At 31.1% G+C, this 12899-nt stretch carries 19 protein-coding genes; 12 read left to right on the plus strand and 7 right to left on the minus strand.

The window, feature by feature from the left end:
* Nucleotides 1–14 precede the first annotated feature (14 nt).
* From ACW9W4_RS03160 to ACW9W4_RS03180, 5 genes are all read right to left on the minus strand, one after another.
* The gene (locus tag ACW9W4_RS03160; RefSeq protein ID WP_457761070.1) at nucleotides 15–1406 is read right to left on the minus strand and encodes an NAD-dependent succinate-semialdehyde dehydrogenase; all 1392 of its coding nucleotides are present in this window, start codon (nucleotides 1404–1406) and stop codon (nucleotides 15–17) included.
* Nucleotides 1407–1468: 62 nt separating this feature from the next.
* The gene (locus tag ACW9W4_RS03165) at nucleotides 1469–1984 is read right to left on the minus strand and encodes a transcription factor (RefSeq protein WP_179362568.1); all 516 of its coding nucleotides are present in this window, start codon (nucleotides 1982–1984) and stop codon (nucleotides 1469–1471) included.
* Nucleotides 1985–2010: 26 nt separating this feature from the next.
* Nucleotides 2011–2544, minus strand: coding sequence for a tRNA (cytidine(56)-2'-O)-methyltransferase (locus ACW9W4_RS03170; protein ID WP_457761071.1), 534 nt, complete (start codon nucleotides 2542–2544; stop codon nucleotides 2011–2013).
* Nucleotides 2534–3655 (minus strand): GTPase HflX, encoded by a 1122-nt coding sequence (gene hflX / locus ACW9W4_RS03175; protein WP_457761072.1) that lies wholly within the window; start codon nucleotides 3653–3655, stop codon nucleotides 2534–2536. Before hflX ends, ACW9W4_RS03170 begins: the two co-directional genes overlap by 11 nt.
* Before the next feature lie 58 nt (nucleotides 3656–3713).
* Entirely contained in the window at nucleotides 3714–4760 is a 1047-nt protein-coding gene (locus tag ACW9W4_RS03180; RefSeq protein ID WP_457761073.1) for a PhoU domain-containing protein, read from the minus strand.
* A 92-nt stretch (nucleotides 4761–4852) separates the two neighbouring features.
* Here ACW9W4_RS03180 and ACW9W4_RS03185 point away from each other — a divergent pair, with 92 nt between their 5' ends.
* The 11 genes from ACW9W4_RS03185 (at nucleotide 4853) to ACW9W4_RS03235 (ending at nucleotide 11156) form a co-directional block, all read left to right on the plus strand.
* Entirely contained in the window at nucleotides 4853–5326 is a 474-nt protein-coding gene (locus ACW9W4_RS03185) for a PUA domain-containing protein (protein ID WP_457761074.1), read from the plus strand.
* Nucleotides 5326–5667, plus strand: coding sequence for a nascent polypeptide-associated complex protein (locus tag ACW9W4_RS03190; protein WP_425489653.1), 342 nt, complete (start codon nucleotides 5326–5328; stop codon nucleotides 5665–5667). The genes ACW9W4_RS03185 and ACW9W4_RS03190 overlap by 1 nt, the downstream gene beginning before the upstream one ends.
* Before the next feature lie 79 nt (nucleotides 5668–5746).
* The gene (locus ACW9W4_RS03195) at nucleotides 5747–6073 is read left to right on the plus strand and encodes a hypothetical protein (protein ID WP_457761075.1); all 327 of its coding nucleotides are present in this window, start codon (nucleotides 5747–5749) and stop codon (nucleotides 6071–6073) included.
* 270 nt (nucleotides 6074–6343) lie between these two features.
* Entirely contained in the window at nucleotides 6344–6757 is a 414-nt protein-coding gene (locus tag ACW9W4_RS03200) for a hypothetical protein (RefSeq protein ID WP_457761076.1), read from the plus strand.
* A gap of 341 nt (nucleotides 6758–7098) precedes the next feature.
* The gene (locus ACW9W4_RS03205) at nucleotides 7099–7557 is read left to right on the plus strand and encodes a hypothetical protein (RefSeq protein ID WP_179362561.1); all 459 of its coding nucleotides are present in this window, start codon (nucleotides 7099–7101) and stop codon (nucleotides 7555–7557) included.
* A gap of 17 nt (nucleotides 7558–7574) precedes the next feature.
* Nucleotides 7575–7916: a proteasome assembly chaperone 4 gene (locus tag ACW9W4_RS03210; protein WP_457761077.1), complete on the plus strand. Its 342-nt coding sequence runs from the start codon at nucleotides 7575–7577 to the stop codon at nucleotides 7914–7916.
* On the plus strand, nucleotides 7909–9240 hold the full coding sequence (locus tag ACW9W4_RS03215; RefSeq protein WP_457761078.1) for a UbiD family decarboxylase: 1332 nt from the start codon (nucleotides 7909–7911) through the stop codon (nucleotides 9238–9240). Before ACW9W4_RS03210 ends, ACW9W4_RS03215 begins: the two co-directional genes overlap by 8 nt.
* A 48-nt stretch (nucleotides 9241–9288) precedes the next feature.
* Complete coding sequence (locus tag ACW9W4_RS03220; RefSeq protein ID WP_457761079.1) at nucleotides 9289–9777, plus strand: acyl-CoA thioesterase; 489 nt, start codon at nucleotides 9289–9291, stop codon at nucleotides 9775–9777.
* 50 nt (nucleotides 9778–9827) lie between these two features.
* Nucleotides 9828–10241 (plus strand): hypothetical protein, encoded by a 414-nt coding sequence (locus ACW9W4_RS03225; protein WP_457761080.1) that lies wholly within the window; start codon nucleotides 9828–9830, stop codon nucleotides 10239–10241.
* Nucleotides 10242–10298: 57 nt separating this feature from the next.
* Complete coding sequence (locus ACW9W4_RS03230; protein ID WP_246275330.1) at nucleotides 10299–10472, plus strand: hypothetical protein; 174 nt, start codon at nucleotides 10299–10301, stop codon at nucleotides 10470–10472.
* Between the two features lie 18 nt (nucleotides 10473–10490).
* Entirely contained in the window at nucleotides 10491–11156 is a 666-nt protein-coding gene (locus tag ACW9W4_RS03235) for a hypothetical protein (RefSeq protein WP_457761081.1), read from the plus strand.
* A gap of 4 nt (nucleotides 11157–11160) precedes the next feature.
* Here ACW9W4_RS03235 and ACW9W4_RS03240 read toward each other — a convergent pair whose 3' ends face one another.
* Complete coding sequence (locus tag ACW9W4_RS03240; RefSeq protein WP_457761082.1) at nucleotides 11161–11844, minus strand: hypothetical protein; 684 nt, start codon at nucleotides 11842–11844, stop codon at nucleotides 11161–11163.
* Nucleotides 11841–12224 carry a hypothetical protein gene (locus ACW9W4_RS03245; RefSeq protein ID WP_457761083.1) on the minus strand — a complete coding sequence of 128 codons (384 nt, stop codon included), beginning with the start codon at nucleotides 12222–12224 and terminating at the stop codon, nucleotides 11841–11843. Before ACW9W4_RS03245 ends, ACW9W4_RS03240 begins: the two co-directional genes overlap by 4 nt.
* A gap of 150 nt (nucleotides 12225–12374) precedes the next feature.
* On the opposite strand from ACW9W4_RS03245, the gene ACW9W4_RS03250 reads away from it, so the two are divergent.
* Nucleotides 12375–12899: DUF3892 domain-containing protein (locus ACW9W4_RS03250; RefSeq protein WP_457761084.1), on the plus strand; the 525-nt coding region annotated here is incomplete at its 3' end.

Below are 12899 nucleotides of genomic sequence, written 5' to 3' on the forward strand. Positions count from 1 at the left end.
GTTAAAAAAATAATTTATTCTACGTAATGATGATGTGTTAAATTATCATAAAATCTGACTGATTTCAAATTTACAAATTCTAACATTCCATATCTTGATAATTCTCTTCCAAATCCACTATGTTTAATTCCTCCAAATGGAATTCGTGGATCTGAAATTACTACATTATTGACACTTACAATACCTGATTCAATTCGTCTAGACATTTTATCTGCTTTAGCAAGATCTTGTGTCCATATACTTGCACCCAGTCCAAATTCACTCTCATTAGCTAATTTCACTGCCTCACTTTCATTTTCAACAATTGTAATTGGAGCTACTGGGCCAAAAGTTTCTTCTTGTGCTATTCTCATATTTGATTTAACATTTCTTAGTATAGTTGGTTTGTAAAAGAATCCTTTTCCATCTATTTGAGAACCTCCAAGAAGAATTTCTGCGCCCTTCTCTTTTGCATCTTCAACTATTCCAGAAATTGTTTCAAATCCGCTTTTACTTGATAATGGACCAATGTCGGTTTCCATTGACATTGGATCACCTATTTTGAGCTGAGATGCTTTTTTAATAAATAACTCAATAAATTCATCTGCGATATTCTTTCCAACAAAAAATCTTTTTGATGCAACACAACTTTGACCACAGTTGATGAATCTACCTTTGACTGCACCCTCTGCTGCTTTTTCAATAATTGCATCATCTAATACTATGAAAGGATCACTTCCTCCTAATTCTAAAACACATTTTTTCAAATTCTTTGCAGCTCTTTCACCTACTTTTGCACCTGCATTAGTACTACCAGTAAATGTAACTGCATTAACATCTGAATCAATTAGATGATTTGCAGATTCTACACTTCCAACTACAGTTTGAAAAATTCCATCAGGCATTCCAGATTCGGTAAATGCTTTTTCAATTTCAATACCTGATTGCATTGTAACTCTAGATGGTTTCATTACAATCACATTTCCTGCCATTAGACAAGGAGCTGCAAATCTTAATGCTTGCCAATAAGGAAAATTCCATGGCATAATTGAGCCTATTACACCCAGTGGTTCAAAAGTTAGAAAACTCTTTCTTGCATCTGTGTTTAATACTTCATCAGCAAGAAAACTATCCCCATGATCTGCATAAAATTCTAGAGCCCATGCACATTTTTCAACTTCTCCGATTGATTCTTTGAGTGGTTTACCCATTTCAGCTGTAGCTACTTTTGCTAGTTCTGTTTTGTTTTTCTTTAGATATTCAACTAAATTGTAAATGTAACTTTTTCGTTTCTCATAATCTTTCTTCCATTCTGGATATGCTCTTTTTGCTTTTCCTACTAAATTAAATACTTGATTCTTATCCATTGCAGAATAGTTTGCAATATCTTCACCCGTTGTTGGATTAACTGTAGTGATTTGACTCAAGGATCTTTCACAGGGTTTCTCCTATTTATTCTAGTAACCTACTTTTCAAATTTTTAGTCTAATCAAAATGTCTGTTGCATATCTTGTTTGATTTCATCAATTTTCTTTTGATATGCTTTTCTAGATTTATCATTCTTTTTTAGATTCAAAACATTTTGACATGATGGACATTTGAACATTCCATCAAGAGCACTTTCAAATGTCACTCTAGGACAATCTTCATTCCCACAGTGATAGAAATCTGAAGCATTCTCATAATCTAATCTCTGTTGTAATCTCTCATCGATTTTCTTTTTTTGATTTTCAATAAAATGTTCTACTTCTTCTCTTCTAGTTCTCCATCTGTAGACAAACCATCCTTTTCTTTCATCTTTAACTCTAATACCAGTAATGAGGGACTTTCCAAATAGATCATACAATACTTTTCTTACCATATTGATTCTAAGACCTGTTGAACTGGCAATTTCTTCATCAGTAGCATCTTCTGCTTTTAGAAGAGATCTTGCTACTTTGAGATATTCATCTCCTCCAATCATTGAGGCGATTCTAACAAAAGGATCTTCGTATTTGTCTACCAACTCTAATGAGTTCTGATTTTCTACTATTAATCCCTTGTTTCTTTTACTTGTACATTTTTGCCCTTTTTAGTAGGAATGATCTTTCTTTTTGCATTAGGAAACTCTTTCTCAAATTGTTTACCTTTTTGTATTCGATCTAACAGAATTGCTAAAGCACTAATCTCTGAATGTGGTTGGCTACCAACTCCAACATTATAGTCTGCTAATTCATAAATCTCTCTTGGAACTTTTTCAGCACCTACAACTATCAACAGGTTTTCTTCATCTCCAATTTTTTCTTCAGCATCATTGATATTTTCACCATACATTGAAAGATGAACAATTTTGAAACCTTCATCTTTTTTCTTTTTTACAATAGTTTTCCATTTTTCAATAAATTCAATTTGAAAATTACCTCCCCAAGTACTGTTAATTTTTTCAATAGTATCTTTAATTTCTGGATTTACCTCCGTCATGTAAATTCGCTCAGCACCAAATCCTCTTGAAACAAGTGCTACATGAGTAGTTACTCTGTCATCTCTTACAACACGTTGTCCTATCCTGACTACTTCAATTACCAAATGTTTTATTCGCTCCTTCCCATGCATTCTTTTTTGGTTTATGATAGTTCTGACTTTCTGTAATTTCTTTGATCAATTTTTTTAATTGTGGTATGTTTTTTCCAGTTTTTGCAGATACTGAAATCAATTTTTTATTTTCAGTTAAATTGAGATATTCAACCTTCCTTTCAATTTCTTCATTTTTTAATAAATCTGATTTGTTTAGAGCATAAATTATCTTGTTTTGTTCTACTCCTAATTCATTTAAAGTTCTCATGCAACTAGAAAATTTCTTTTTTAATTCAGATATTGAATCATTAATATCAATTACCAGAATAATTACATCTGTATGTATCAATTCTTCTAGTGTTGATTTGAATGCATCAATCATGTATGCTGGTAGTTTGCTGATAAAACCAACTGTATCTGCAATTAAAAATGGTTCTTGATCTATCATTACTCTTCGTGTGGTTGTAGTAAGAGTTGTAAACAGTTCTTTACTTTGAGTTTTTGTTTCACCTGTAGTTTTGTTAAACAATGTAGTTTTTCCTGCAGAAGTATAACCTGCAAGTGATATAGTCTTGAATCCCATTCTTTTTCTTCCCTGTCTGTGAAGTTCTCTTTGTTTTCCAGCTTTTTCGAGCTTTGATCTTATTGTCTGCATTCTATGTTTAATGTCATTATAATACACGTCAACCTCGAATTTTCCTATTCCCATAAATCCAGGCTGTTCACCCATGTTTGCAAGTCTAACTTTTTCTTTAGCTCTTGCCATTTCATATCTTAACTGTGCCAATTTTACTTGTAATTTTGATTCTGCACCTGAAGCTCTGCTTTCAAAAATCTCCAGAATTAATGCTTCTCTATCTAAAACTTCTCTATGTAATTCTGTAGCAAGATTATAGTTCTGACTTGGTTTTAAAATCTCATCAAATACTATGATGTCTGGTCTTAACTTATCTGCAATTTCTTGTAATTGTTCCAGTACTCCACCACTGATGCCATACTTTGGTTTTTGAAGATAATCCTGTGTTATAACGTGGACTACCTCATACCCTGCTGCATCACACAACCCCTTTGCCTCATTTATCGAGTCCTCTTGATCATATGTGATTAAAATTGCAGAATTCATTCTATTTCATTTTATTAATTGAATCTAAGATAATTGTATTGGACATGTTTTTGATAAATTAATCCGATTTTTTTAGCGTTTTTTCAATATTCATATTCAAAACTATTTCAGCTATATCACTAGCATATTCCGCAACTCTTCGAATATTTTCAGTCATTCTTCTTACCCTGTAAACCTCCTCATCATCTTTTAATGATTTAGAAGCATCTCTTACTTTCTTCTCAAATTTTGTAATTTCTTCAATTTTTGTAATTGTCTTTTCAGCCTGATAGTAATCTTCTTTGAACAATGCAAGGCATGAATCATCTAAAACAGATAAACAAAACTCATTCATATCCTGTAGTTTTTGCAAAATCTCTTTTTTTACAGGTTTTTTAAATTCAATTAGATCTTTTGCTATGAATGCAGCATGATCTCCAGTTCTCTCTATGTTTTTTACAACCAGTCTATATCCTAAGCAATTCCTAGCATTTCTAAAGCCCATCTCTTTTAACATGTGTTCATTTTGAATTGCAATTTTTAATTGTCTGATAATGTAAAATCCAAATCTATCTACTTCATCGTCTGTATTGATGACTTCTTGGGCTAATTCTAAATTATTTTCTTTTACAGCCAAAATTGCATCACTTGACATTGATTTTGCTAGGTGAATCATCCGCTTGAAGGCGCCATCTACTGACAATTCTAACAAATTAACAAGAACTTGAACTGTTATTCCACTTGTAGAATCGGCAATTATTTCAGAACCCATTAGCATTCGTTTTACAGCTTTTTTTACTGTGTTTCTTTGATGTGCACTCAATATGCCGTTTTTTGGTTTTACATTAATCGTTTTGAATCCTAAAAAGTACAACGAAATTAATTTTCTAACAATAGATGCTGCTTCTTCTCCTCCATCAATCTCTATTACTGCTTCTTCTTTTTTCTGAATTCTGGATTCAAATTTTGGTGGATATAGCTCTAATGTTGATGAACCTTTTCGAACCATTCTGATTTGGTCTCCTTGTTTGAGACCTAGTTCCATTATCCATTGTTTTGGTAATGAAACAATGTATGATGATTTACCGGTAAACTGTATTTTTCTAGTTTCTCCCCCATCTTCCATAATCTAAACGGAAAATTCTATTCTATATAGTTTGATCCTTCCAATATAGACTATCACTGAACTAATATTTAGAAAAAATTCTACTATGAGTATTGGATCATATCATTAAACTTCAGCATTCTCTTGATGCATTATTTGGAAATGGCACATCAAAACTATTACCAAAAGATATTGAAATGACTTTTTCTAGAAAAACTGGTAGAATTAGAACTGTTTCTCATAAGGGGAAATTTCTATGTACTTTGAGAATTGATGGAAGTCTTGCAATTAGTATTCATTTTGCTCAAATGTTACTAAAAAATAAAAAATTTAAAGAAAATTGTATTGAGATAAATTCTGATGCTGCCCCTTTTGTTGAGCAGGGTAGATCCGTATTTTGTAAGCATGTTGTATCATGTGGGAAAAATGTCCAAATATCTGCAGACACTCCTGTATTATTCAAAAATAAGGTAATAGCCGTAGGAAGGGCACTTTTGGCATCTGATATGATTTCTGATTTTGATAGAGGAGTGGCCATAAAGATCAGAGATAGTTTAAAAAGTCGTAATGAGGAAATAACATCATGATGCGAGGAGGAGGAAACCGTGAAATGCGAAGAATGATGGATAAGATGGGTTTGGATATGAACGAATTATCTAACGTTCAAGAAGTTATAATTAAAACTGATAAAAAAGAAATCATTATTTCAAAGCCTGCTGTTACTGAAATGAAAGCAAAAGACAATTCAATTTTTACAGTAACTGCTGATAGTTATGAAGAAAGGGAATTAGAAGTTCCAATTTACTCAGAAGAAGATATTCAGCTTGTAAGTCAACAAGCAGGTGTTGATGAAGAAAAAGCCAAAAATGCTTTAGAAGAGGCTGAAGGCGATCTTGCTCGAGCTATCTTGCTTTTAACAACAGGATAATTTCAGAATACTATATTCTTGTGCCTAAAAATGAATGATTTAAGTAATGGATTATCAGATTTAGTACATAATGAGTAGTATGGCTGAATCCAAAGTCACAGGAATTATCAAATCATTAAATGCTTTAGAAGATGATCTAGATTCTCTAAATAGTAAGGTAGGCGATATGAAAAAACAACTATCTGTAAAGGCTCTATCTGAAATTGATAATTTATTAGAAAAAACTCGGGAAATGGCCACTAAAGAGGCTGAAGTCATTATCAATACTTCTAAAGATAAAGCAACTGCTGAATCTGCAAAAATTTCTCAAGAGGGTGATGCAAAATTATCTGAAATGCAGTCAAAAATTGATGCAAATTTTGATGAAGCAGTCAAACATGTAGTGTCAACAGTTTTGAAAGCATAAACCTAAATCTAATATTTCATTTCATCAATCATCGATCCCTTACAGAATTCACGTATTGGAATTGCTACTACCTATGGTAAACCATACTATAGATTTTCAACTTATCTGAAAAGTCTCAATCTATCCTTTGATTCTATACTTCCTGAAGAAATAGAGTATTATTCTGGAAATTTAATTCTTACAACTCAAAGGGAATCTCCTAAAAAATGTGAGAAGATTTTACTTCATGAAGATGTTCTTGAACATCATCCTACTGTACTTAGAGGTGTAATGATGCAAAAACTTAATCTTAGTTTTGAAGAAGAAAATCTAATTTTAGGAGTTGATCCTGGTCAGCGAATTGGTTTATCTGTATTTTACTATGGCATAGAAATTGAGAGCTCAGTTCATAATTCTATTGAGGAATTGGTTTATCATATTATTGGAATTTTAAGTGGTCTTCGAGCAAAAAGAAAAATTCTAAAAATTGGTGATGGAAGTATGCTTGTTGCAAAACAAATTGTAAAAATGCTTAATCTAAAATATTGTTCATCATTTGAATTGGAATTTGTAGATGAAAGAAAAACAAGTATGAAAATTAAAAATTTTAATCAGCGTGGAAAACGAGATATGCTTTCAGCAAAATATATTTCTCAGCGAGAAGGATATCGACATTCAATTCTTCCATTGTCTATTACAGGTTAGTAATTTTGATATTTTTTGAGAAAAATCTGATTTTATATGACATTTCCAATTTTTCATGATTTAATTGACGATGAAAGTATGATAATATTATAAATTTTCATTATTTTTTTATAAAAAAATGAATTTTTTTGTCAAACACCTATATTGACACATATTATTATTTCAAAAAACATGATATCAAAATCAGCTATACATATTTATTGTTGATTTTGCGTTTTTATTTGAAAATAATAATTTTGATCGACTATTAATCTAAAATATTTACAAGAAATTTTAAAATTTTATATGAAATTTATCGATCCATCCTTATATAGTTATGAATTCTATACAATATTACCAAGATGACTTGTAAAGGAATTTGTGTTAGATATAAGGCTCAAAAGCCTGTTGGCACTGGAAGATATGCTTCTGGACAACGTCGATGCCAGATTTGTGAAATTTTCATCAAATGGGAAGGACTTTGGTGTCCATGTTGTGGATATAGATTAAGAACAAAACCACGTAATTTGAAATACAAAGCAAAATTACGAGCAAGAGTTGAGGCTGATTCTATGGAAGCTGCAGCAGCTACTGAAATTGAATCAGAAGTTGTAGAAGTAACTGTTAAAGCAAAATCTAAAGCTAAAACAGCTAAAGCAAAAACAACAAAATCCAAAGCTAAAGCAAAAAGTAAGGAAAAAACTCCATGTACACACTGTGAAAAACTCTTTGTTTATCCAGACAAACATGAGAAGAATTGCAAAAAAAACCCTGAAGTTGTTGCTTCCCAGAAAAGTGAAACAATAGCAATAAAAGCATAAGATTTGTTCATAGCTCGTTGACCTCTCCAAATGGATTTTTCCATAAAATGGTAAATTTGGGGAGTCGTAGTTTTTCTTTACAAATTCAAAAATTCGAAAATGGTTATTTTATTTCAGTTACTGAAGGATCAAACAAATTGGGATCCATGGTAGTTTCATTAGCGACAGGACCAACACCAATTACAACCACTATTATTCCATCCAGGTCGGAATCTCTTTTTCTAAAACTTGTTTCTGAAAGAATTAGTACTAGGATGAGGGGAATTGCTCTAGTTTCTGCTTTTATTCAAAAACCTTTGGAATCAGATACGGCAAAAGCCTTAATGTCTGAGATTATGGAGATGATTGAGAATGAGTGATTTAAGAAGCTACATTTCACAAATTAAAAAAATCAATGAACTCAAAACTGTAAAATCTACTGTGTCAACAAAATATGAAATTGCTGGAATCACTGCTAAGGTTGATGGATCTAATGCAGTATTGTTTGAAAAAATAAAAGAAAGTAATTTTAGATTAATAGCAAATTTAGTTGGAACTAGAAAACGATTTGCAATTGCTGTTAATGGCACAGAAAATAATATTCATGAAAAAGTAATTTCTGCAATTAAAAAAGCAAAAAAACCTAAAATTGTTTCATCAGGAAAATTTATGGAAAACAAGTCAAAAAACATACTTTCTATGCCTATAGTTACTCATTTTGAAAAGGAATCTGGTCCATTTATTACATCCTCTGTGGCATATGCTAAAAATCCTGAAACTGGCAAACAGAATTCTTCATTTCACAGAATGATGCCAATTGATAAAACTCATTTTTCTATTAGGATGGTTGAAGGCCGTCATCTCCATAGATGTTTTATTGATGCTAAAGAACATGGTGAAGATCTTAAAATTGCCATAACTGTGGGTGTTCATCCTGCAATTTCTATTGCTGGTGCATATCAAGCTGATTGGGGAAAGGATGAAATCGATATTGCTAATTCTCTTTTAGGTGGAAAATTAACTTTAGCAAAACTTCCTTTTACTGGATTGAATATTCCTTCTGGTTCTGAATTTGTTATGGAAGGAAAAATTCTTCGTGATAAAACACATCCAGAATGGATGGTTGAAATGCTTCAGACATATGATCATAAAAGATCTCAACCTGTTTTTGAACTTAAAAATCTCTATTTTAGAAATAATCCAATTTTCCATGATGTTTTATCTGGATATTCAGAACATAGATTGTTGATGGGAATGCCAATTGAATCAAAATTAAATGGTGAATTGAAAAAATCATTTTCTCAAACAAAACAAGTTTCTATGACTAATGGTGGATGTAACTGGCTACATGCAGTAGTACAAATTAAAAAGAAAAATGATTCAGATCCTAAAAAAATTATTAAAAAAACATTTGAATCACATCGTTCATTGAAACAAGTCACCGTAGTTGATGAAGATATTGATCCCAATAATGCTGAATCTGTAGAATATGCTATGGCTACAAGATTTCAAGCTGACAAAGATCTAGTTATCCTCAAAAATGTTCGTGGCTCCAGTCTGGATCCATCAAGCAATCAACAAAAATTACAAACTGCCAAAATGGGTATTGATGCAACTAGGTCCCTATCTAAGCGTCCAGAGGGATTTGAGTTAGCAAAAATCCCAAAAATTGATAAAATTAAACTCGAAAAATATTTCAAATAACTAAAATCAACTGATTAAATTAAATTGAGAATAATAATAAGATAAAAAATGTCATCAGAAAGCTCCAATATGCGAGAAAAAAGCCCTTCAGAGTCTCATGCTGAAGTAATTGTTCGAATGTTTCCTTCAGATGCAAATCCGGCTGGAAATGTCTTTGGAGGTGAAATTCTAAAACATATTGATATGGTGGCAGGAATTGTTGCTCAACGTCATTGTCAATCAAATGCAGTTACTGTATCTATGGATAGTGTAAATTTTTTGAAACCTGTTTTTGTTGGAAATGTTCTAACATTAAATGCTAGGATAAATTATGTTCATAATTCATCAATGGAAATAGAAGTTAGAGCTGAAGCTGAAGATATTGTAACTGGAATTCGAACTGTTACTGGAACCGCTTTTGTAACATTTGTAGCACTTGATAAAAATGGAAAACCCACACATGTTCCTAAATTATCACTAAAAACAGATGATGATAGGATAAAATTTGAAGAAGGTAAAATTCGAATGGATACTAGAATAAAAAATCGTCAAAAATAACCTATATCCTCATAGATCCACTTAAGAATAATGAAAATTATCTTTAGTTAATGTCAGATCAACCAAAAAATAATGAATGGGATTCATTATGGCAAGAATATACAAAATCACTTGAAAATTGGAAATCTCTATTTGAGCAAATTCAAACTGCAAGTAAAGATATGCAAACCAAATTCAATGGTGTTTGGGATAAAGCAAATGTTGAATCAAGTGCTGAAACCATGAAATTATTTGGAGAAAATTGGCAAAAAGCTCTCAATGATGTTGGAATGAATTCTTTCAAAGAATTTAGTGAAAATTGGCAAAAGGCTCTTAATGACACTAATGCATCCACTTTCAAACAATTTGCTGAAAATTGGCAAAAGACTCTTAGCTCATCTGGTTTAGAACAGATGAATGTTTACGGCGAAATGATGAAAAAATTTGCTGAAACTTGGAGTTCAATGTGGCCAAAATACCAATAAATTGTTGAATTGAGAGAAAAATTTCTCTTTTTTTGTACTTGTACTGGATTAGAAATCATGACTGCAATAGGCGTTACTGGATATTTGTTTCATTTAGAAGAATATGTTCTATCTTTAATTTCCATGATTGTTTTTGGCAAGCTTATTCTTTTTCATTTTATTATGGAATTTTTTGATAGAAAAAAATTACAAACAAAAAATTCTCATAATGTGGAAAGAATAAAACCTTGATTGATTCATAATTTTTTGATGTCAGTTACTCAGAATGAATACTATGTAGAATTATCTAGCTTTGATGATTTGGCCAGATTTGTATGTGCATTGCAAGAATATCCTAAACGGGTATATTCTCAAGAACTAGATGGCACTAGAATTATTTCGAGTAGTTTGACTCTTGCAAATACATTGTTGATTTTTTATACACCAATTTCAAAATCAGGAAGATATGTTTCATACCAAGTTGATTCTGGAAAAGAAATTTGTGATATTGTTGAATCTACAAAAACTAATTCTAACTATGCTCCTATTGTCCATATGGAATCCAAGATTTCATCTTTGCCTGTAAAATCAAAGAAAATATCTGATCAATTTCACCCAATACAAGTTAAAGATTTAGGAAGTTTAGCCCGATTAACCTATGATCCAGAATTTCCAGATGAACAAAATCTTACACTTTTTGCATTACCTCACAACAAATCTTGGGTAATGGGATACATCACTTCTCTTGAAATGGATGAAGTATACTATAATTTCAATTACGTTGAATTAGATTCAGAACCTACCAAGCATTTTGTCAAATACCAGGGTAATCAGGGTCAGGATCCAGAATTTTCTGATAATTTTGATCATGGTTATTCATATCTCCCAATAGTCAAAATAAAATCTGAACATTCAATTTTTGGTTTATCTGAATAAATTTTCAATTATCCCTGATCAAATTTTTAATTTTTACCCTTGCTTCTTCAACTAGCCGTTTTATCACTGGTACGTAAATTTCAGATGCATAAACAATTTCAATATTTTTATGATCTTCAATATCTAAAAATGTAGATGCAATTATTTGATTATTGTCAACTTTAGGCTCGTTTTTTTCACGTCTTTTATGATTAATAATTTCTAAAAACACTGGTAATTGTCTTTTTATTTCAATATCTAATTCTTCCTTGGAACGTAATTTTTCATTACTTAAAGGAACTTTAATTTCTTGATTAATATCATCTTTGTATCTATCTGATGCTCTAATCATAATTTTTACATTTGGTAATTTTTCAAATTTTTTTCTAAAGTTACATATTTTACTCATAAAATTTGGATATGGATTTTTATGTTCTTCAACATATTTTGTTCTAAACCATTCTGAAAATTTAATTGCATTTTCATCATTTTTTAATTTTGCCTTTTGATGAAAACTTTCTTCAGTAATTAATCCCATTAAAAATAATCCAAAATCTCTGTTAGCTTCTTCAAAAATCCCCACTATTATTTTCTCTCTTAAACTAATGTACTGATCAAAGAAATAATTTACATAAAATGGATCAGGATCATATTGTTTAATTTGTTTTAAAGAAATCTCAAATTTTTCTATTGTTTCTTCAATATTCATTGGACCGAATTAGGTTCTGAATTGGCATATTTTGATTGTGATTTTAAACTAGTAGCCAATTCTTTAAAAATTTCATTTACACTAACATCTACTAAATTTATTGTGGCATTTTCTTTAACAATTTGCTTTTCAAATTTCTCTTTAATTGCAAATGATACTGATGACCAATGTAGCGTCCCTTTCAATTGTTCATCTACTGTGGAATTGGTTGTTGGAAAATTTGCTGGAGAAAAAACAACTCCATTTGTCCATTGCATTGTGGGAATTCCACCCCCTGATGATCGTGTACTAAATGCTATCTGTTTTACCCAATCTTCAAACTTGTATTCTATTACTTCATGAATAATCAATTTTTTCCATGGTTCGATAGAAATTTCCATTAATTTCAGTTATATCTTGCTGATTATAACCCTATTTTTTATGCCTATTTCCATACATTTTTCTGCTTTTATTCAAATTTTGAAAATTTGATTTTTTTATGTTCCAAAAATCATTGCTTAATTAGTAGAAACTAATCACTATTTTTTGTAATGAAGAAATGGGCTGATTACTTAATTTCCGAAGTAAGCTATGACTCTGAGCATTTAATTTTGATAGCTACACAACATCAAGATTCAGATGGTGGCATAACTAGAGGTAAACCTGTAGATCGATTAACAATTGCTTCTGACATAAAAAATGGATTTGTATACATCACAATTTACAGTGGAAAAAATTCTTGGAAACCTGGTAACAAACTTCGAACTTTTTCAATTGGTGGTAGTCCTTATCTGAGAATAGATGAAAATAAAGTGAAATTAGATAATCTAGGTGATTTACCAGAGTCTTCATTTGCAGAAGAACTTCCTCAAGAATTAGAATTACAACCAGAACCAATAACTGAACCAGAACCACCTTCTAGTCCTAGAGGTTCATTACCAAAAGAATCTGCAGAAGAACTTCCTCAAGAATTAGAATTACAACCAGAACCAATAACTGAACCAGAACCACCTTCTAGTCCTAGAGGTTCATTACCAAAAGAATCTGCAGAAGAACTTCCTCAAGAATTAGAATTA

The sequence above is a fragment of the Candidatus Nitrosopumilus sp. bin_7KS genome (assembly GCF_054095835.1).